This window comes from Gymnodinialimonas sp., from assembly GCF_059726805.1.
Genome location: NZ_AP041059.1, coordinates 4,046,759 through 4,064,620, shown reverse-complemented (window position 1 = coordinate 4,064,620; position 17,862 = coordinate 4,046,759). Strand labels below are relative to the sequence as shown.

The 17,862-nt window shown below is 63.8% G+C and carries 23 protein-coding genes; 7 read left to right on the top strand and 16 right to left on the bottom strand.

The features are described from left to right. Positions 1-82: 82 nt before the first annotated feature. Positions 83-604, top strand: a complete 522-nt coding sequence (locus AC6I9R_RS19835) for a flavodoxin domain-containing protein (RefSeq protein ID WP_461428410.1) — start codon at positions 83-85, stop codon at positions 602-604. A 30-nt stretch (positions 605-634) separates the two neighbouring features. On the opposite strand, the gene AC6I9R_RS19830 is transcribed toward AC6I9R_RS19835, so the two are convergent. After that, entirely contained in the window at positions 635-1,168 is a 534-nt protein-coding gene (locus AC6I9R_RS19830) for a hypothetical protein (protein ID WP_461428411.1), read from the bottom strand. A 253-nt stretch (positions 1,169-1,421) separates the two neighbouring features. Here AC6I9R_RS19830 and AC6I9R_RS19825 point away from each other — a divergent pair, with 253 nt between their 5' ends. The 5 genes from AC6I9R_RS19825 to AC6I9R_RS19805 are packed head-to-tail and all read left to right on the top strand — an operon-like array spanning position 1,422 to position 5,354. Further along, on the top strand, positions 1,422-2,057 hold the full coding sequence (locus AC6I9R_RS19825; RefSeq protein WP_461428412.1) for a DUF4178 domain-containing protein: 636 nt from the start codon (positions 1,422-1,424) through the stop codon (positions 2,055-2,057). After that, positions 2,054-3,328 (top strand): DUF4178 domain-containing protein, encoded by a 1,275-nt coding sequence (locus AC6I9R_RS19820; RefSeq protein ID WP_461428413.1) that lies wholly within the window; start codon positions 2,054-2,056, stop codon positions 3,326-3,328. The genes AC6I9R_RS19825 and AC6I9R_RS19820 overlap by 4 nt, the downstream gene beginning before the upstream one ends. Next, positions 3,328-3,507 (top strand): hypothetical protein, encoded by a 180-nt coding sequence (locus tag AC6I9R_RS19815; protein WP_461428414.1) that lies wholly within the window; start codon positions 3,328-3,330, stop codon positions 3,505-3,507. Before AC6I9R_RS19820 ends, AC6I9R_RS19815 begins: the two co-directional genes overlap by 1 nt. Before the next feature lie 30 nt (positions 3,508-3,537). Then, the gene (locus tag AC6I9R_RS19810) at positions 3,538-3,756 is read left to right on the top strand and encodes a DUF350 domain-containing protein (protein ID WP_461428415.1); all 219 of its coding nucleotides are present in this window, start codon (positions 3,538-3,540) and stop codon (positions 3,754-3,756) included. Then, a complete protein-coding gene (locus AC6I9R_RS19805) occupies positions 3,753-5,354 on the top strand; it encodes a polyamine aminopropyltransferase (RefSeq protein WP_461428416.1) in 1,602 nt (533 codons plus the stop codon). The genes AC6I9R_RS19810 and AC6I9R_RS19805 overlap by 4 nt, the downstream gene beginning before the upstream one ends. Before the next feature lie 369 nt (positions 5,355-5,723). Here AC6I9R_RS19805 and AC6I9R_RS19800 read toward each other — a convergent pair whose 3' ends face one another. From AC6I9R_RS19800 to AC6I9R_RS19750, 11 genes are all read right to left on the bottom strand, one after another. Further along, on the bottom strand, positions 5,724-6,701 hold the full coding sequence (locus tag AC6I9R_RS19800) for an ABC transporter permease (RefSeq protein WP_461428417.1): 978 nt from the start codon (positions 6,699-6,701) through the stop codon (positions 5,724-5,726). Positions 6,702-6,705: 4 nt separating this feature from the next. Beyond that, positions 6,706-7,332, bottom strand: a complete 627-nt coding sequence (locus AC6I9R_RS19795; RefSeq protein ID WP_461428418.1) for a LysE family translocator — start codon at positions 7,330-7,332, stop codon at positions 6,706-6,708. Further along, complete coding sequence (locus AC6I9R_RS19790) at positions 7,329-7,964, bottom strand: LysE family translocator (protein WP_461428419.1); 636 nt, start codon at positions 7,962-7,964, stop codon at positions 7,329-7,331. The genes AC6I9R_RS19795 and AC6I9R_RS19790 overlap by 4 nt, the downstream gene beginning before the upstream one ends. Before the next feature lie 4 nt (positions 7,965-7,968). After that, complete coding sequence (locus tag AC6I9R_RS19785; RefSeq protein WP_461428420.1) at positions 7,969-9,057, bottom strand: ABC transporter permease; 1,089 nt, start codon at positions 9,055-9,057, stop codon at positions 7,969-7,971. After that, entirely contained in the window at positions 9,057-10,604 is a 1,548-nt protein-coding gene (locus tag AC6I9R_RS19780) for an ABC transporter ATP-binding protein (RefSeq protein ID WP_461428421.1), read from the bottom strand. Before AC6I9R_RS19780 ends, AC6I9R_RS19785 begins: the two co-directional genes overlap by 1 nt. A gap of 112 nt (positions 10,605-10,716) precedes the next feature. Further along, positions 10,717-11,715 carry a BMP family lipoprotein gene (locus AC6I9R_RS19775; protein WP_461428422.1) on the bottom strand — a complete coding sequence of 333 codons (999 nt, stop codon included), beginning with the start codon at positions 11,713-11,715 and terminating at the stop codon, positions 10,717-10,719. Between the two features lie 175 nt (positions 11,716-11,890). Continuing rightward, a complete protein-coding gene (locus tag AC6I9R_RS19770; RefSeq protein WP_461428423.1) occupies positions 11,891-12,310 on the bottom strand; it encodes a GNAT family N-acetyltransferase in 420 nt (139 codons plus the stop codon). Next, positions 12,307-12,942, bottom strand: a complete 636-nt coding sequence (gene tsaB / locus AC6I9R_RS19765; protein WP_461428424.1) for a tRNA (adenosine(37)-N6)-threonylcarbamoyltransferase complex dimerization subunit type 1 TsaB — start codon at positions 12,940-12,942, stop codon at positions 12,307-12,309. Before tsaB ends, AC6I9R_RS19770 begins: the two co-directional genes overlap by 4 nt. A 9-nt stretch (positions 12,943-12,951) precedes the next feature. After that, positions 12,952-13,371 carry a GFA family protein gene (locus AC6I9R_RS19760; RefSeq protein WP_497863118.1) on the bottom strand — a complete coding sequence of 140 codons (420 nt, stop codon included), beginning with the start codon at positions 13,369-13,371 and terminating at the stop codon, positions 12,952-12,954. Between the two features lie 22 nt (positions 13,372-13,393). Next, complete coding sequence (locus tag AC6I9R_RS19755; RefSeq protein WP_461428425.1) at positions 13,394-13,957, bottom strand: NifU family protein; 564 nt, start codon at positions 13,955-13,957, stop codon at positions 13,394-13,396. 123 nt (positions 13,958-14,080) lie between these two features. Continuing rightward, the gene (locus AC6I9R_RS19750) at positions 14,081-14,536 is read right to left on the bottom strand and encodes a universal stress protein (RefSeq protein WP_461428426.1); all 456 of its coding nucleotides are present in this window, start codon (positions 14,534-14,536) and stop codon (positions 14,081-14,083) included. Positions 14,537-14,647: 111 nt separating this feature from the next. On the opposite strand from AC6I9R_RS19750, the gene AC6I9R_RS19745 reads away from it, so the two are divergent. Beyond that, a complete protein-coding gene (locus AC6I9R_RS19745; RefSeq protein WP_461428427.1) occupies positions 14,648-14,923 on the top strand; it encodes a hypothetical protein in 276 nt (91 codons plus the stop codon). On the opposite strand, the gene AC6I9R_RS19740 is transcribed toward AC6I9R_RS19745, so the two are convergent. From AC6I9R_RS19740 to trpS, 4 genes are all read right to left on the bottom strand, one after another. After that, the gene (locus AC6I9R_RS19740) at positions 14,920-15,783 is read right to left on the bottom strand and encodes a branched-chain amino acid aminotransferase (RefSeq protein ID WP_461428428.1); all 864 of its coding nucleotides are present in this window, start codon (positions 15,781-15,783) and stop codon (positions 14,920-14,922) included. The genes AC6I9R_RS19745 and AC6I9R_RS19740 overlap by 4 nt on opposite strands. A gap of 42 nt (positions 15,784-15,825) precedes the next feature. Continuing rightward, positions 15,826-16,026, bottom strand: coding sequence for a hypothetical protein (locus AC6I9R_RS19735; protein ID WP_461428429.1), 201 nt, complete (start codon positions 16,024-16,026; stop codon positions 15,826-15,828). A gap of 115 nt (positions 16,027-16,141) precedes the next feature. Continuing rightward, a complete protein-coding gene (locus AC6I9R_RS19730) occupies positions 16,142-16,672 on the bottom strand; it encodes a VOC family protein (protein WP_461428430.1) in 531 nt (176 codons plus the stop codon). A 96-nt stretch (positions 16,673-16,768) separates the two neighbouring features. Further along, entirely contained in the window at positions 16,769-17,794 is a 1,026-nt protein-coding gene (gene trpS, locus AC6I9R_RS19725) for a tryptophan--tRNA ligase (RefSeq protein WP_461428431.1), read from the bottom strand. Positions 17,795-17,862: the final 68 nt, after the last annotated feature.

Genomic DNA, 17,862 nt, shown 5'->3' with positions numbered 1-17,862 from the left:
CCCGGGGTCGCGGCGCCTGCTATGCAGGGGGGCGGACCTGGCCGCCAATTGGCGGTTGGCGCGATTGGGATAGGAGGCGAAAATGAACGTTCTGATCCTTTATGGAAGTGTCGAGGGGCAAACCGCCAAGATCGCGCGGTTCGTCAAGCAACGGGTGGAAGAGCTGGGGCACGGGGCGACGCTGGCCAATGCCGATGACCCGGTGCAGCTGCCGATTGAGGGCACGGACGCCGTGATCCTGGCGGCCTCGGTCCACCAAAGGCGCCACCCCCGGAATTTCGAGGCGCTGCTGAGCGCGCGCAAGGATGACCTGGCCGAGCGCAAGGTGCTGATGCTGTCGGTCAGCCTGAACGCGGCCTTCCCCGAGGGCCGGGAGGAGGCGGAAGACTATGTGCTGGAGATGAAGATGCGCACGGGCCTTGCGCCGGACGCCGAGGTGTTGGTCGCGGGCGCAGTGCGCACGAGCGAGTATGATTACTTCGCCAAACAGGTGGTGCAGCACGTCGTCATGCGGGGCCGGGACTATGACCGCACGGCTGAGGAACATGAGTTTACCGATTGGGATGCCCTGGCCAAAGCCGTGGAGGGGTTTTTGAAGGAATAGACGGGGAACGCCCGGGTTGAGGCCAGGGGCTTACGTCGAAAGCCCCAACATGCAGGTCCTGACATAGGCGGTGACCCTGGGGACGCCGCTGGTGCCGGCAAGTGCGGTAGAACAGGTGACCTGGCGGCGTAGCTGTTCGGAAAAGGCAGCCGGTCGGATTTCGACGTAGTCGATGCCTTCTTCTGACGAGATGCGGATGAGGGCGGCCCCTTCCAGGTAAAGCGCCTGATCCTCTGCGCGTTCGTCCGTGACATCCATGAGTTGGCTGTCATCGAGCAGCGGGAGGAAGACCCGGACCGGGAAGGCCCCCTCTGCGCCTGGGTACAGGTATTGCACATAGGTCTCGGCGTAGTCTGCCCAGGCCGGGGGCGGGATGTGCGCGGCGTTGAAGGTGACATCGAGGAACACTGGGCTCGCGCCGCGGTCCGTCTGGAGGGCGGCTGGAAAGGCGGCGCTCTGATCGCTCAAGATAGGCAAGGCGCGGTCGGCCATCACCCATTCAAAGAGCGTCACGGCGCCGGTCAGAAGACCCATCACCAGCAGAAAGGAACTCACCAGTTTCATGTCGTTTGCCCCTGTCTGATGTCGCGGAAAGGAGGGTTTCGCCCATTCTGGCGATAACGGGCCCCGAGTCTATGGCCCCGAGTCTATGGCCCCGAGTCTATGGCCCCGAGTCTATGGCCCCGCGCCTGATGGACCCGGCCCCGCCAGGGGCAAGGCGGGGAAGCTTGACTGGCGCTTCCCCCTTTACGCGGTGCCAAAGGTTTGACTAGTATCAACTATTCTTGATTAACCCGATTTTGGACCGTTTACCTTTATGGCTGACACCCACGTCTCCTGCCCCAATTGCGGCTACGGATTTGAAAACCTGCGTAAATCCACGCGGATGTTTGATTGTCCCGCCTGCGGCACCACGGTGTTCCGGGACGAAGACCAGCTGGCGCCGATGGGCAACAACGGCGAAATGCACGACTATCCGATGCTGTTTGGCCTGGGCGACGCTGTCACGGCTGAGGGCGTCAAATACACCATCGTTGGGCACGCGCGCTACGACTACGGGCGCGGCACCTGGGATGAGATGTACGGCGAGGCGGGCGACGGCAAGGGCGCCTGGATCTCTATCGATGAGGGCGATGTGGTCGTCCAATACCCCTACGAAGGCAACGCTGGCCCCCGCCGGACGGAGCCGCCCGCGGTGGGCGACACCTTCGGATATTCCGGGACCGACTACACCGTGACCGAGGCGGATACCGCCAAGTGCATCGCGGTGCGCGGACAGTTTCCGGAACTGGTTCAAGTCGACGATGAGCATTACTTCATCAACGCCTCCGGCCCCTCGGGTCAGCTTCTATCCGGCGAGTTCTGGGAAGGCGGGCACCAATGGTACGAGGGCACGTGGCTTGATCCGTTCACCGTAAAGGTGGATCGCCAGGACGGGAGCAGTGGGCGATGACTGGCGCAGCGCTGGGTTCTGTCAATTGCACGTCTTGCGGCGCGGGCCTGTCGGTTCTGGGCGGCGGGCGCGTGTTGTCCCACGTCTGCGGCTATTGTGGTGCCGTGCTGGATGCCCAGGACAACTACAAAGAAGTCGACAATATCGGCAAGCGCAACCACCCCGACAGCCCGGTGCAGATCGGCCAGACGCTGACCCTGGAAGGGGTGGAGTTCACGGTCATCGGCACCCTGGGTATCGTGGAGCGCTATGGCGGGCAGACCTGGAAATGGGTGGAGCATCAGATTTTCTCACCCACCCACGGGTATCTGTGGCTGAACGTGGAAGACGGCCAGCTGACCTACTCGCGCAAGGTGCGCGATTTCAACATGGGCCATTGGTTAAGCGCCTCGACCGTCGAACGCTCGGAAGTGCCGCCGACGCGGCAGTATCAGGGCGAGAAATACCGCTACTATGACATGTCGGTCACGCAGATCGACTTCATGGAGGGCGAGTTCAACTGGGTCCCGAAACTGGGCGAGAAGAAGAACGTCGTGAACCTTCTGGGCCCCGACGCGATGCTGTCGCTGGTCAAATCCCAGACCGAGCGCGAGGTCGAGCTGACGCGCCTTCTGCCGCGCGCCGAGACCGCGAAAGACCTGGGGTTTGACGAAAGCGCCCTGGGCTCGGTCCGCAAGAAACACCCGCTGGCCCCCTACACGCCGCTGCCCGAAGAGGGGTTGCTGCGCAAAGTGTGCGCCGTGGTTGCGATCTGTGCGCTGATCCTGGGCGGGCTGTTCTACATCAACATTGGCCGGGAAGTCCTTGTGACGGATGCGATGCCGCTCCCAAGCCTGCCGCAGACCTTCGAGTTCCAAATCGAGGATACCGCACAATTGGTGCGGCTGCGGTTCGACACCACGATCAACAACCAATGGAACACCTTCGGCACCGAGGTGCGCGGGCCCAATGGGGACGTCGTGCTGACAGCAGAACGGACAATTTCCTATTATTCCGGCCGCTCGGGCGGGGAAAGCTGGTCTGAGGGCAACCGCAGCGGCGATATCCTGTTCCGACCCTCAGAGGCCGGGACCTACACGGCATCGCTGGCGGTCACGCAAGGTTCCAGCACCACGGTGGGCGATGTTGCGTTGCGGATTTCCGAAGGCAAGCCCACGGCCTTCTGGTTGATGGCGCTGGCCGTCATTGCCGGATTGGGCTGGCTGTTGTTGACGGGACGCCGGGCGATGCACTCTAAACTCCGGTTCTCCGGCTCGGATTGGAACGACTGATGGGACCTATTCGCCTTGTCATCATCGGTGGCGCCGTGATCGCCCTTCTGGGCGCAGGCTACCTCAGCTACTACGGGGTGGGCCGCGAGACCCGCGACCTGACCGCCAGCGCGCCGTCGGTGCGCACAGGATCAACCGGTTCGGGCGGAGGCTTTTTCGCTTTCGGTCGGATCAAGTAACAGCATTTCTGCAACAGGAGCCTCTGCGCCATGTTTGACCAAATCATCCTCGCTGAACTGATCTCGATGCTGTTCTACAGCGTCATCGGCATGATCCTGATGTATGCCGCCTACAAGATCATCGAAATCCTCTCGCCGTTCCCGATCGTCAAAGAGATCGAAGAGGATCAGAACACGTCCCTCGCGATCCTGATCGGGTCGGTGTTCATGTCCATGGCGATCATCATCGCGGCTGTTATCCTTTCGTGAATTCGACCGAAGGGGCCGGCGACGCGGGCCCTGAGCTGACCCCACCCGGGGGCGGAGCCTCCAAGGTTGAGGCGAAGGTCGCCTGGCTGCTGGCCGCCACGTTCATCGTGGCCGTGGCTGGCCTGATCTACGAGCTGATCGCCGCCACGATATCCTCGTACTTGCTCGGCGATTCAATCCGCCAGTTTTCCTTCGTCATCGGTGTGTTCCTGAGCGCCATGGGCGTCGGCGCCTGGGCGTCGCGTTTTGTCGGCGACGCGCTGTCTGGCTTTGTGCGGGCGCAGATCGCCCTTGGCGCCATTGGCGGCGCGCTGGGGCCGGTGCTGTTTTTCAGCTACGCGATCTACGGCGCGGTGGGGCTGCCCTTGTATGGCGGATTGATTGCCATCGGGGTCCTGTCGGGGATGGAGATCCCGCTGATCAGCCGGGTAATGAAAGAGATCGGCGCGGCGGAGTTCCGGTTCGAGAATGTGCTGACCGCCGACTACATCGGCGCGCTCGCGGCGTCTTTGGCCTTCCCGTTGTTGATCGTCCCGAACCTGCCGCTGATGAGCGCGTCTTTGGCCTTTGGGCTTTTGAACCTGCTGGTGGCGGGGTTCTCGATCTATCTGTTCCGCGACCGGTTGGGGCGCGGGCTGTGGCTGCCCTGGGCCGCGCTCCTCCTCGCTACGCTCCTCGCATTTGGCATGTCTGAGCGGATGGTCTCTGCCGTCGATGCGCGGCTGTTTCAGGACGAAGTGATCTTGTCCGAGACGACGTCTTACCAGTCCATCGTGATCACCCGGTTTGACGAGCGCTACCGGCTGTTCCTGGATCACTCGATCCAGTTCGATTCATTGGACGAGCACCGCTATCACGAGGCGCTGGTGCATCCGGCGATGGGCTTGGTCGCGGGTGCTCGGCGGGTGCTGGTTCTGGGCGGCGGCGACGGCATGGCGGTGCGCGAGGTGTTGCGCCACGAGGGGGTGGAGCATGTCACGCTGGTGGATCTGGACCCGCGGGTGACGGAACTGTTTGCGACGAACGCGGATCTGGTGGCTTTGAACGGGGGGGCATTGCTGGACGAGCGGGTAGAGGTGGTGAACACCGACGCCTGGGTCTGGGCGGCGGAAGCCGACGCGGCGCCCTTCGATGTGATCATCGCCGACCTGCCGGACCCCAAGAGCATCGCACTGTCGAAGCTTTACTCGGTGGAGTTCTACGGCATGCTGATGGAGCGGTTGTCGAGCCACGGATTGCTGGTGACGCAAGCGGGCTCGCCGACCTTTGCGACCGAGGCGTTCTGGATCACCGAGGCGACCCTGGCGGCAACCCGCAACCCGGTGGCGCCGGGAGGGAGCTTGCAGACCATCGCCTATCAGACTTACCTGCCGAGCTTCGGCAATTGGGGGTTTGTGATGGCGGGCCAGGTTCTGCCGGATGAGGCGCGGGTGCCCGAGTTGCCGGATGGATTGCGTTACATGACGGCAGATGTTTGGACCGCGTCCCAGGTCTTCGGCGCGGACCAGGCGCGGCCAGAGGCGGTGCCGGTGAACACGATCCAGGGCCATCCGCTTGTGGCGGCCTACCAGCGCGGGTGGGAGTTCTGGTTTCGCTAGGCTGGGGGTGTTCGGGGGGCTCTGCCCCCGTCCCCGCGCCTTTGGCGCGTGGCCTCCCCCGGAGGTGTATCTGGCAAGATGAAGACGGGAGCCTGTGAGTTGTTCGACCGGATCCCCCCTGGGTCAACCGTTCGTTAAGGTTAACGCGCTAGGGTGAGCCTGCGCCGATAGCTGGAGAGTGAAGCGGCGTGCAAGGTGAAGCCCCGGACCTCGGACACCCCGGTAGCCAACCCGGAAAAGCCCTGGCCGGGGCGGAGCTTGCCTTGGGGGCTCTGGGTGCGCCGCTCCCCCCTTCATCTTGCCAAATACAACTCAAACCTGCCTTCGGCCAAGTGTACGGGCGTTGGAGAAGGGGCGCGCGCGCAGGCCTTAGCGCTCTTTCACATACGGCTCACCGCCTGCGCGGGGCGGGATGGCGCGGCCGACGAAGCCTGCGAGGATGATCACCGTCAGGATGTAGGGCAAGGCCTGCATGAATTGCACAGGCACGGTGACGGCAAAGACCTCGATGTTCTGGAAGCGGTTGCCGACGGCGTCCAGCAAGCCAAACAACAGGCAGGCATAGAGCGCGTACCAGGGGCGCCATTTGGCAAAGATCAGCGCGGCCAGTGCGATGAACCCGCGCCCGGCGCTCATGTCCTTCACGAAACCGGCCGAGAGGCCCGTCGCCAGGTAGGCGCCTGCCAACCCGCAGAGCACGCCGCAGATGATCACCGCTGCAAAGCGCAGGGCCACCACCGAGATGCCCGCCGTGTCCACGGCGCCCGGATTCTCGCCCACCGCGCGCAGGCGCAGGCCGAAGCGGGTGCGGTAGAGGACCCACCAGCTGAGCGGCACGATCAGGAGGGAGATGTAGACGAGGATGGAATGGCCGGAGATCAGCTCGGAATAGATCTGCATCAGCGGATCTTGCTGCGCGATGTCGCGGATGCGCGAGGCGGCGCCGGGCAGGACAATTTCGTTGAAGCGCGCGTCGCCTGTCAGGGGCGGCGTGCGCCCGCCCTGGCTGAACCAGGTCTGGGCGATGACCACGGTCAGGCCAGCTGCAAGGAAATTGATCGCCACGCCGGAAATCAACTGGTTGCCGCGGAAGGTGATCGAGGCCACGCCGTGCAACAGTGACAGGACGATGGAGGCCAACACGCCGGCCCCCAGGCCGATCCAGACGTTACCGGACACAAACGCAATGGCCGCCGAGAAGAAGGCCGCCGCCAGCATCTTGCCCTCCAACCCGATGTCGAAGATCCCCGCGCGCTCGGAAAACAACCCGGCGAGGCAGGCCAGAAGAAGCGGCGTCGCGAGGCGGACCGTTGAGTCGAGCAATTGCAGGATGGTCATGAAATCCATGGGCTCAGCTCCGAGTGGTCACGAGTTTGAAGGCGGCGGCGGTGAAAAACAGCCCCAGCGCCCCGTCGATCCAACGCCGCGCTCGGGCGTAGGCGGCCACGATGGGCGCGGCGGAAAAGGTCATCGCATAGGCGCTGTGGCACAGGACCGAGAGCGCCGTCGCGCTGACGATCAACAGCATCCCAATGGTCCAGGGCGCGTCGCCGTTCATCGCCACGGCGGCGATGGCGATCCACTGCAGGGCCGCCTTGGGGTTGGTCAATTGGATTGTCAGGCCGGTGAGGAACAGGTTGCGCGCCGGGATGGCGCGGGCCTCGGGCAGGGGCGCATCGGCACGCAGGGCAGAGCGGAACGCCTTGAAGGCCAACCACAGGAGGAACACGGCGCCAAAGAGCTTCAGGGCTAGAACGGCACCGGCATAGGCCGTCAGCAAGGACGCCAACCCGGCCACCGTCAGGGACGCCCAGATGCCCGTACCAAGCCCGACGCCAAGGGCCAGGCGCAGCCCGCTGGCGCGGCCCTGATGCATCGAGGTGGCCATGATCGCCGCGATGTTGGGCCCGATGACGAGACACCCCAGAAGAAAGAGGCTGAGGGCTGCGAGGAGATCGGGGAGATGCGCGCCGATCATGTGCGCGCCGTGATCAATTTGAAGGCCGCGAAGGCGAAGAACGCGCCCAGGGCGCCTTCGATGTAGCGGCGCGTGCGGTGGTAGGCGGAGCGCACCGGGGCGGCCGACAAGGCCAGCGCCCAGGCCGCGTGGCAACCGAAAGAGATCACCCACATTGACACCATGAACAGCCCGATCACCCAAAGCGGCGCATTGGCCGTTGCGCCCACGCCCGCGATGGCGAGCCAGAAGGCAATGGCCTTGGGGTTGGTCACCTGCAGCAGGTAGCCCTTGGTGAACAGCGCCGAAAAGCTTTGCCGCGCGACGGTTTGAGCGGCAATCCTCGGCGGGTCCAGCGCCTTTTTAAAGGCGCCGTAGGCGAGGTAGGCCAAATAGGCGGAGCCTGCGACTTTCAGGATCATCATCGCCCAGGCGGCTTGAGACAGGATCAACCCGACGCCCAGGATCGTCAGCAGGTTGATCGTGGCCGAGCCCGTTGCGATCCCCGCGCAGGCGATCAGACCGGCGCTGCGGCCCTGGCTGACAGAGATGCCCATGAGCATGGCCACGGCGGGGCCGGGCGAGGACGCGCCGACCAGAAGGATGCCGTAGGCGATGGCGAAGGCGGGCAGGAAGGGGAGTAGCGTTTCCATGGCGTTATCCCTCCCGCCGGAGCGACAGGAACAGTTTCTCGATGGGCATACGCACCATATTGTCGAGCGCGCCGGTGAAGAGGATCACCAGAGCTTGGATCACCAGGATCATCTCGCGCGAGACGGCGGGCATCTCGAACGCCAGCTCTGCGCCGCCCTGGTAGAGCATCCCGAACAAAAGCGCCGCGAGGCAGACACCGACCGGATGCGAGCGGCCCATGAGGGCCACGGCGATGCCGACAAAACCCGCGCCGCCGACGAAATCGAGGCGCAGTTGCTCGCTTTCACCCTGCACCGCATTCACCGCCATCAGGCCGACCAATGCGCCCGAGATCAGCATCGCGATCATGGTGATTTTCACCGGGCTGATGCCCGCGTAGACGGCGGCCGTCTCAGAATGGCCGAAGGCGCGGATCTCGTACCCCAGACGGGTACGCCAGATCAGAACCCACACACCGACCGCCGCCAGAAGCGCGAGGAAAAAGCTGACGTTCAGCGGCGTCGAGGCGCGGAAGCCCAGGAAGCCCGCGAACTCTCCGGCGTTGGGCAGATGCGTCGTCTCGGGGAAACGGATGGAGGCGGTCTCGGCGGAGCCGGGGATCGTGAAGACGTTGTTGAGCATGTAGATCATCAGCGAGGCCGCGATGAAGTTGAACATGATGGTGGTGATGACGATGTGGCTGCCGCGTTTGGCTTGTAGGTAGGCGGGGATCGCGGCCCATCCGGCGCCGAAGACCGCGGCCAGGATCGTCGTGGCCACCAGGGCCAGGGACCAATGCGGCCAGGGGATCAGCAGGCAGACGATGGCGGCGCCCAGGCCCGCGACATAGGCCTGCCCCTCGCCGCCGATATTGAACAGCCGGGCGTGGAAGGCCACGGCCACACCGAGGCCGGTGAAGATAAAGTTCGTGGTGTAGAACAGCGTGTAGCCCCAACCGTAGGCCGAACCAAACGCGCCGTTGACCATGATCGCCATGGCGCGGAACGGGTCCTCACCGATCAAGGCCACGACAACGCCCGAGGCGAAGAGCGCAAGGATCACGCTGATCAGCGGGATCAGGATGACGTCGGCCCATTTTGGCATCTTGTCCATTATGCGGCCCCCTGCGTTTCGGTGACGCCTGCCATCAGCAGACCCAGATCACCTTCGTTGGTATTCTCGGGCAGCCGTTCGCCGCTGATCGAGCCGTCAAACATGACGGCGATGCGGTCTGAAAGGCCCAGGATCTCGTCCAGTTCGACGGAGACCAGCAGCACCGCCTTGCCCGCATCGCGCAGGGCGATGATCTGTTTGTGGATGAACTCGATCGCGCCGATATCGACGCCGCGGGTGGGCTGGCCGATCAACAGAAGCTCGGGCGTGCGGTCCATCTCGCGGGCCACGACGATCTTCTGCTGGTTCCCGCCCGAGAAATTCCGCGCGGGCAGGCGCGGGTTGGGGGGGCGGACGTCATAGCGCTCCATCTTCTCGGCGCAATCGGCCTTGATGGCGGCGTTGTTCATCAGGATGCCGGATTGGTATTTGCCGTCGTGGTGGTAGCCGAAGGCCACGTTTTCCCAGGCCTCATAGGGCATGATCAGACCCTCGACCTGACGATCCTCGGGCACATGGCCGATGCCGCGCGCGCGGCGGGACTGGCCGTCACTTTCGCGCCCGGTGATGTCGATGGGTTCGCCATGGAGGTTGATGTCGCCGGAGGTTGCGGGGATCATGCCGCCCAGAACCTCCAGCAGTTCTGATTGACCGTTGCCCGCCACCCCCGCGATGCCAAGGATTTCGCCCGCGCGGATCTGGAAAGAGATGCTTTTGACCCGCTCCACCCCTGTGCCGTCGACGACGCGCAGGTTCTTCACATCAAGCACGACCTCGCCGGGGTTGGCGGGGGCCTTGTCGACCTGCAGCAGCACCTTGCGGCCGACCATCAGCTCGGCCAAGCCCGCAGGCGAGGTCTCTGCCGTCTTGACGGTGGCCGTCATCTCGCCACGCCGCATGACGCTGACGGTGTCGGTCACATACATGATTTCGCGCAGTTTGTGCGTGATCAGGATTATGGTTTTTCCCTCTTCCTTCAGGCGGGCAAGGATGCGGAACAATTGATCGGCCTCGGACGGGGTCAGTACGCCCGTGGGCTCATCAAGGATCAGAATCTCGGCCTGACGGTAGAGCTGTTTCAGGATTTCGACGCGTTGCTGATGCCCGACGGAGAGGTCTTCAACCACGGCGTCGGGGTTCACCTCCAGCCCGTATTCCTTCTCTAGCTCCAGCAGCAGTTTGCGGGCCTTTGCAACCGAGGGGCGGATCAGCGCGCCGTCTTCGGCGCCGAGGATGACATTCTCGACGACGGTGAAATTCTCGACCAGTTTGAAGTGTTGGTGCACCATCCCGATACCGGCGCGGATCGCCGCCTGGCTGTCGGGGATTGGCGTTTGGGTGCCGTTGATCCAGATCTCACCGGCGTCGGCTTTGTAGAAGCCGTAGAGGATCGACATCAGGGTCGACTTGCCCGCGCCGTTTTCGCCCACGATGCCGTGGATCGTGCCCTTGGTAACCGAGATCGAGATGTCTTTGTTGGCCTGAACCGGGCCGAAGGCCTTGGAGATGCCTTTGAGTTCAATTGCGGGGGCAGGCGCCGTCGTCATGGTCATGTCCTTGAGAGGATATGAAACGGGCCGCGACCGGGTAAGGGGCGCGGCCCGAGTGCGTGTCTGCCGGGCCCCAGATCAAAGGAAGCGGCCCGGCATGTCGTGGGTCTTACTGCATCGCGACGGGGCAGGAGCCGTCGTCGGTGAAGTTGTGCACCGAAAGCGTACCGGCGATGATCTCGGCCTGCGCGGCCTCCACTGCGGCGACCATGTCTTCGGTGACCAGTTCGGCGTTGAATTCGTCCAGGGCAAAACCAACACCCTGTTCGGCGAGACCGTAGACGAAGATGCCTGCCTCGATCTCATCGGCGTTGGTGAAGCTGTCATAGACCGCCACGTCAACGCGCTTGATCATCGACGTCAGAACCGAGCCGGGGTGCAGGTAGTTCTGGTTGGCGTCCACGCCGATGGACAGAATGCCCTCATCGGCGGCGGTTTGCAGAACGCCGAGGCCGGTGCCGCCCGCGGCCGCGAAGACCACGTCGGAGCCCTGGCCGATCTGGCCGCGCGTCAACTCACCACCGCGCACGGGGTCGTTCCAGGCGGCGGGCGTCGTGCCGGTCATGTTGGCGATGACGGTGGCATCGGGGTTCACCGCGACCGCACCCTGGGCATAGCCGCAGGCAAAGCGCGAGATCAGCGGGATATCCATGCCGCCCACAAACGAAACGGTGCCCGTCTCGGACGCCATCGCGGCCATCATGCCGACCAGATAGGAGCCCTCATGCTCGGAAAAGATGATGGATTGCACGTTGGGCGCATCCACCACGCCGTCGATGATCACGAACATCGTATCAGGATAATCGGGCGCCACAACTTCCAGGGCAGAGGCCTGGCTGAAGCCCGCCATCACGATGGGGTTGGAGCCGGCTTCGGCGAGGCGGCGCATCGCCTGCTCGCGCTGCGCGTCGTTCTGAAGCTCGATCTCGCGGTAGGTGCCGCCGGTCTCTTCGGCCCAACGCTCAGCCCCGTTAAAGGCGCTTTCGTTGAACGAGCGGTCAAACTTGCCGCCGAGGTCGAAGATCACGGCGGGGCCATCGGCCAGCGCACCAGCGGCAGAGAAGGCCAGCGTGGCAGCAGCGCCGAGCAGGGTTTTCATCATAGTCATAGGTAGTCTCCCGGTTGAATACGGGGCGCAGGTCTTGGCCTTATGGTGGCCGTGCGTCCCCAAACGCGTGAAATCCCGTGCGTGAACGGAATCCTCATGGGGAATAAGGGCAAAGGGCAGGCGGGGGGTCAACCCGATTCCGATGTTTTGGCGGGCCTTGAGGGTTTGGGTGACGCTACGTGCCGCTTTGAAGGGCGCAGGCCATGGTGATCGCATCGACCGCATCTTGATCCGGGTAAGCATAGTAGCCCGCGCGCCGACCGGTCGTCTCGAAACCCGCGGCGGTGTAAAGCGCCAGGGCAGCGGTGTTATCGGCCTCGACCTCCAGGTACATCGTGGTGGCGCCGTGTTTTTGCGCGGCTTGGATGGCTTGCCCGAGAAGCGCGCGGCCATGTCCTTGCCCGCGCGCCGTGGGCAGGATCGATATGGTTATCAACTCGGCCTCCGGCGCGATGATCTGCATCAGCGCAAAGCCGTGGGGCGAGGTGACGGCATGGGTCGTGGGGTTGGCAAGCAGCGCCTCGAATTCATGGGCAGACCAACCCCGTGGGAAGCTGGCGGCGTGCAGAGCGGCAAGGGTCTCGGCCAGTGTCACAGGATCGTCGGGCCTTGTTCGCGTGAGGGGGCCGCGTCGGCGGGTTTGATGTAGAGAGGTGCCGGTCGTGGCTGGGGCGTGTCCGCGCGCATCGCGGCCAGGCGCGCGATGGCAGAGGCGGGCGCATAGGCGGATGGGGCGTTCTTGAGGCCCAGGCGATCAGCCAGCGCGGCGCTGTCTTGGCCAATCACCGTCACGCCGGGCGCGCCCCATGCGCTTAGATCTTCCTGCGCGACCAGCGCGGCGGCGCGGTCAAGGCCCCCGCCTTGGCGTTGCAGGTAGAACGCCCCGCGCGGGGCTTTCAGGCACGTCAGCGTTGGCCCCTTCGCATCCAGCGCCAAGCCGTCCAGCAGTGAGATCCCAATCGCCGGAACCCCAAGCGCCAGCGCCAACCCGCGCGCCGCCGAAACGCTGATCCGGATGCCGGTGAAGTTCCCCGGCCCGATGCCCACGCCGATGGCGTTCAGATCCGCCAAGCTGGCTGTCGCGTCGTCAAGCGTCTGCTCGATCAGGGGCATCAGATGCTCTGCCTGTCCGCGCGCCATGTCGACGTAATGCGCCGCGCGGACGTCGCCGTCGCGCCACAGGGCCGTGCCGACATAGGCGCCGGAGGTATCGAAACCGAGGATCATGGGGCGGGCTTAGCCCTTTGGGCCGGCGTCTTGCAAGCGCGCCCGGGCCGAGGCGCCATCGCGGGGCAGATCGTCTTCGATGTGCAACCAGGGCAGCGCGCTGTCGGTGTGGCCATGGCCCTCGGGTGCAAGGGTATCGGCCTGATCCAACAGCCCGAGGGGCACATAGACCTGATCCGGCAAATACGCGTAGGTCGCCGCAAGCTGCGTGCCGCAGGTGCGGCAGGACCAGCGCGCGACCCCAGCGCGGCGGAAATTCGGCGCCCCCAGGGGCGGGTCAAACGTGGGATCGGCGATGGAAAACGCGGCAAACGCAGCCACCGGCGCGCCAGAAAGGCGGCGGCAGTCCGAGCAGTGGCAATAGGTGACCGTTTGGGGTCGCGCGGTGGCGCTCATCCGCACCGCGCCGCAGTAACAGCGGCCGGTGATTGGTCCCGAGGCCGGTGTCGCGTCAGGTGTTGACAGGACGCACCTCGACCACCTCGGGGATGTAGTGGCGCAGCAGGTTCTCGATCCCCATCTTCAGCGTCAATGTGGACGAGGGGCACCCGGCGCAAGCGCCTTGCATATGCAGGTAAACCACGCCGCGATCAAAGCCGTGGAACGTGATGTCACCGCCATCTTGCGCCACCGCAGGACGCACGCGCGTGTCCAGCAAGCTCTTGATCTGACCCACAATCTCGCCGTCTTCACCGGTATGCTCGGCGTGGCCGCTGCTGGCCTTATGGCCCTCGTCCATCACCGGATCGCCGGATTGGTAATGCTCCATGATCGCGCCGAGGATGGCGGGTTTCACATGGTCCCATTCCACCGCGTCGGCCTTGGTCACGGTGACAAAATCGATGCCGAAGAACACGCCCGTGACGCCTTCGACCGCGAAGATCCGCGCCGCAAGGGGCGATTTCTCGGACGTCTCGGCAGAGGGGAAATCAGCAGTGCCCACTTCCAGCACACTCTGGCCGGGCAGGAACTTCAGGGTCGCGGGGTTGGGCGTGGATTCGGTCTGGATGAACATGGCGGCATATCCTTACTGGTTCACTCAGATATGCGACCGCAGGCGGAAAGAGTCAAGTGAACTGGAATCGTTCTAAACTAAAAGGGGCAGCTGCGAGGAGCGAAGCGAGGAGGGGCTGAACGCTCACGTGATCGCTTCCAACTGCTCCTTGCTCAACTCGACCGGCACGATCGTCAGCGGCACTGGAAGGTTGCCCGCAGATTTGGTCATCGCCGTCACCAGCGGCCCGGGCCCGCCCTTGCCCGAGTTCGCCCCAAGGACCAACACGCCAATCTCGTCATTCTCCGCGATATGGGCGAGGATCTGTTCCTCTGGCACGCCCTCGCGGATCACAAGGGTCGCGTCGATCTCTTGCTTGTCCTTCATCCACTTGGCAAAGACGTTGTAATGCGCCTCGATCCGCTCGCGGGCCTCGGCGCGCATGATGTCCCCCACGCCGATCCAATGGTTGAATTCGTCGGGTGGAATCACCGAGAGAATCTCGACCCCGCCGCCGGTATTGTGGGCGCGCATGGCGGCGAACCGCATGGCGTTAAGGCATTCGCGGGTGTCGTCTAGAATGACCAGAAATTTGCGCATCGGTTTGTCCCTTTTCCGAAGGCAGAGGATGACGGAGGCGCGCCGGTCTGTCTACCATCGAATGATCCGGGCGCGTTGCGCGTTGTGTGGGAAAGCAAGGGGAGTGTTGATTTGTTGGAGCCGGGAACCGCAGACGCCTTGATCGCGGCGTTGATGCTTGGGGGGCTGATTGGTGCTGGCGCGCTGGCCCTGTGGTATGTCAGACGCCGAATGGGACGGCAGGATTGGGCGGATGCCATGTCGCTCGACGGGCCGCGCCGGATCCGCTTCATGCGCGCCCACGGGATCCGCCTACTGATCGTACTTGTGCTGGTATTCGCCTGGTTTGCCCTTGTGGGCCTCGTTGCCATCCCGTTCATTGAAGCGCGCACCCTGCCACGCGGTTAGGCCGCTGAGGCCGCCCAATCCCAGTATAGCTCGCGCGCACGTTTCGTGACGGGGCCGTGCTGGTAATGGGTGCCATCGAACTCCAGCACTGGCGTGACCTTGTTGAGGTTGCCGGTCATGAACACCTCATCCGCTTGCCGGAAATCGTCGAAGGTCAGCACCGTTTCCGTGACAGTCATGCCGTCCGCGCGCAGGTTGGAGATGTGGCGCTGGCGGGTGATGCCGTTGAGGAAAGTGCCGTTTGGGATCGGCGTAAACGCCTGACCGTCGCGCACCATAAAGATGTTGGCCGTGGCGGTTTCAGCCACGTTGCCCATCGCATCCGTCACCAGCGCATTGTCGTAGCCCTTGGCGCGTGCCTCCATCAGCATGCGCGCGTTGTTGGGATAGAGGCAGCCCGCCTTGGCGTCGAGTACAGCGGTGCTCAGCGTCGGGCGGTGAAAGCGTGTGGTTGTCAGAGTGGAGGCCGCATCGGGCGCGCCGATGGGGACCTCTTCCAACACCACGTAGAACCCGGCCTCTGTCTCGGCGGGGATGATGCCGTAGGCGCCGCCGTCGATGCCGAAGAAGTTGGGCCGGATATAGACTGGCGTCTCCTTCGGGTAGCGGTTCAGACCCTCCCACACGATGTCAAAGATCTCCTCCCCGGTTTTCCCGGGGTTGAGCGACAAGGCCCGCGCGGACCGCACAACTCGTTCGCAATGAGCCTGTAGATCCGGCGCCAGGCCGTAGACATAGCGCGCCCCGTCAAAGACCGTCGTGCCCTGGAAGGTCCCATGGTCGGCGGCACGCATGACGGGGACGTCTGCATCATGCCATGCGCCGTCAAAGTACGTTTTGATGTTGGTGCCATTGGCCATGGTCTTCCCCCTTTGAAGCGTCAGGGGGAAGGGTGGCGTAGGTTAGACCGAAGGTCCAGAGGTGAAGCCCATCTGGTAGTCCATGCTGGCCGCCTTCGGCTTGGCAACGCGCAGGGGCGCCCGGGTGGTCTTGTGATCGGTCCGCGCGCATTTGGGCTGCTTGGCGCGGGCGGAGGTTGGAGTTGCAAGGACGCGGTTGTCCGCGCGGATGGAGTCGACACGTGTATCGAGACGCCTGTTCATACAGTTCCCCCTAAATGGATCGCGATGTGTGGTTTCTGTGTCCTTGTATACCGAGGAGCGGGTTAATGTCCAGTTAATGCCCGTTTGCGACGTTAGCATGACGCAAACGGAATTTTCATGGGGCCTCTGCGAGCAATGCATCAAGGTCCAGCCGGTCGCTTTCAAGGCTCAAGGAGCCGTCTGACCGCAGTGGCCATTCCGCTCGCGGGCGGTCGCGGTAGATCTCGATTCCATTGCCGTCCGGGTCGCTGAAGTAGATCGCCTCGGACACTCCATGGTCTGCGGCCCCCTCAAGGGTCACATCGTGATCGAGAACGTTCTGCAGCGCACGGGCCAAGGCACCGCGTGAGGGGTAGAGGAACGCCGTGTGGAAGAGGCCCACGGCGTTCTGCGCAGGACGCGGGCCGCCTTTGCTGTGCCAGGTATTCAGGCCCAGATGATGGTGGTAGCCGCCCGCCGACAGGAACGCGGCGCGGTCGCCCAGATGCTCCATCACCTCCAGCCCCAGAACGTCCCGGTAGAAGGCGACGGAACGGTCGAGGTCAGAGACCTTCAGGTGGACATGCCCGATCGAGAGGCCGGGATCCGCCTTGAAGCGTGGGGTTTGGGTGGCGTCGGCGCGCGGAGATGCGATGTTGGTAGACATGGTAAAACTCCTTAGGAGCGTCACCTATGTCTCTGTGCGCATCAGCACAATATCGCACCGACGCACAGAGATGTGCGCTTTTGCGCTCAATTCAGATCAGCTGCGCAGCATACCGATGATGTCGTAGGTCTGCTCCAGAATCGGCACGGTGATCTCCCGCGCGCGCTCTGCGCCGCGGCCCAAGATGCGATCAATTTCGGCCGGGTCGTCCATCAGGCGGGACATCTCGCCCGAGATCGGTGCCAGCTTGGCCACGGCCAGGTCCGCCAGGGCGACCTTGAAGTGACCAAACATCGCGCCTGCATGCTCATCTAGCACCGCTTGCGGCGTGATATCCCCCAGCGCGGCATAAATGTTCACCAGGTTGCGGGCGTCCGGACGCTCCGCCAGCCCGTCGACCGCGTCAGGCAAGGGGTCGGGGTCTGTCTTGGCCTTGCGGATCTTCTTCGCGATGGCATCGGCGTCATCGGTCATGTTGATGCGCGTCTTTTCCACCGGGTCGGACTTCGACATCTTCTTGGTGCCGTCTTGCAGGTTCATCACCCGTGTGGCGGCACCTTCGATCACCGGTTCGGTGATCGGGAAGAAGTCCACGCCGTAGTCGTGGTTGAACTTCGCAGCGATGTCGCGGGTCAGCTCCAGATGCTGCTTCTGGTCATCGCCGACCGGCACATGGGTGGCGTGGTAGAGCAGGATATCGGCAGCCATCAGGGCAGGATAGGCGAAGAGGCCCAGGGACGCGCCTTCCGCGTCCTTGCCGGATTTGTCCTTCCACTGGGTCATGCGGCCCATCCAACCCATCCGCGCGATACAGTTGAAGATCCACGCCAACTGCGCGTGCTCGGGCACTTGGGACTGGTTGATCAGGATGGATTTCTCGGGGTCGATCCCGCTTGCGATGAAACCTGCGCATAGCTCGCGGGTGTTGTTGCGCAGCTCCTCTGGTGGCAGCAGGCGTGCCGTGATCGCATGAAGATCGACCATGCAATAGACCGTCTCGTGGGTGCCTGCATCCTGCATCTCCACGAACCGCTTGATGGCGCCCAGATAGTTGCCGAGGGTCAATCCGCCCGAGGGTTGAATGCCCGAGAAAACGCGGGGGGTGAACTGGGTCTCGGCCATTGGCTTGGTCCTTGAAATGCGCTGGCCCCACTGGCCATTTAGCGCCGACGGGCTTACCCATGGGGACC

Coding starts and splice junctions, on each gene's coding strand:
- AC6I9R_RS19835 (WP_461428410.1), top strand. CDS start 83: ATGAACGTTCTGATCCTTTATGGAAGTGTCGAGGGGCAAACCGCCAAG.
- AC6I9R_RS19830 (WP_461428411.1), bottom strand. CDS start 1,168: ATGAAACTGGTGAGTTCCTTTCTGCTGGTGATGGGTCTTCTGACCGGC.
- AC6I9R_RS19825 (WP_461428412.1), top strand. CDS start 1,422: ATGGCTGACACCCACGTCTCCTGCCCCAATTGCGGCTACGGATTTGAA.
- AC6I9R_RS19820 (WP_461428413.1), top strand. CDS start 2,054: ATGACTGGCGCAGCGCTGGGTTCTGTCAATTGCACGTCTTGCGGCGCG.
- AC6I9R_RS19815 (WP_461428414.1), top strand. CDS start 3,328: ATGGGACCTATTCGCCTTGTCATCATCGGTGGCGCCGTGATCGCCCTT.
- AC6I9R_RS19810 (WP_461428415.1), top strand. CDS start 3,538: ATGTTTGACCAAATCATCCTCGCTGAACTGATCTCGATGCTGTTCTAC.
- AC6I9R_RS19800 (WP_461428417.1), bottom strand. CDS start 6,701: ATGGATTTCATGACCATCCTGCAATTGCTCGACTCAACGGTCCGCCTC.
- AC6I9R_RS19795 (WP_461428418.1), bottom strand. CDS start 7,332: ATGATCGGCGCGCATCTCCCCGATCTCCTCGCAGCCCTCAGCCTCTTT.
- AC6I9R_RS19790 (WP_461428419.1), bottom strand. CDS start 7,964: ATGGAAACGCTACTCCCCTTCCTGCCCGCCTTCGCCATCGCCTACGGC.
- AC6I9R_RS19785 (WP_461428420.1), bottom strand. CDS start 9,057: ATGGACAAGATGCCAAAATGGGCCGACGTCATCCTGATCCCGCTGATC.
- AC6I9R_RS19780 (WP_461428421.1), bottom strand. CDS start 10,604: ATGACGACGGCGCCTGCCCCCGCAATTGAACTCAAAGGCATCTCCAAG.
- AC6I9R_RS19775 (WP_461428422.1), bottom strand. CDS start 11,715: ATGACTATGATGAAAACCCTGCTCGGCGCTGCTGCCACGCTGGCCTTC.
- tsaB (WP_461428424.1), bottom strand. CDS start 12,942: ATGATCCTCGGTTTCGATACCTCCGGCGCCTATGTCGGCACGGCCCTG.
- AC6I9R_RS19755 (WP_461428425.1), bottom strand. CDS start 13,957: ATGTTCATCCAGACCGAATCCACGCCCAACCCCGCGACCCTGAAGTTC.
- AC6I9R_RS19750 (WP_461428426.1), bottom strand. CDS start 14,536: ATGCGCAAATTTCTGGTCATTCTAGACGACACCCGCGAATGCCTTAAC.
- AC6I9R_RS19740 (WP_461428428.1), bottom strand. CDS start 15,783: ATGGCCAATGGCACCAACATCAAAACGTACTTTGACGGCGCATGGCAT.
- AC6I9R_RS19735 (WP_461428429.1), bottom strand. CDS start 16,026: ATGAACAGGCGTCTCGATACACGTGTCGACTCCATCCGCGCGGACAAC.
- AC6I9R_RS19730 (WP_461428430.1), bottom strand. CDS start 16,672: ATGTCTACCAACATCGCATCTCCGCGCGCCGACGCCACCCAAACCCCA.
- trpS (WP_461428431.1), bottom strand. CDS start 17,794: ATGGCCGAGACCCAGTTCACCCCCCGCGTTTTCTCGGGCATTCAACCC.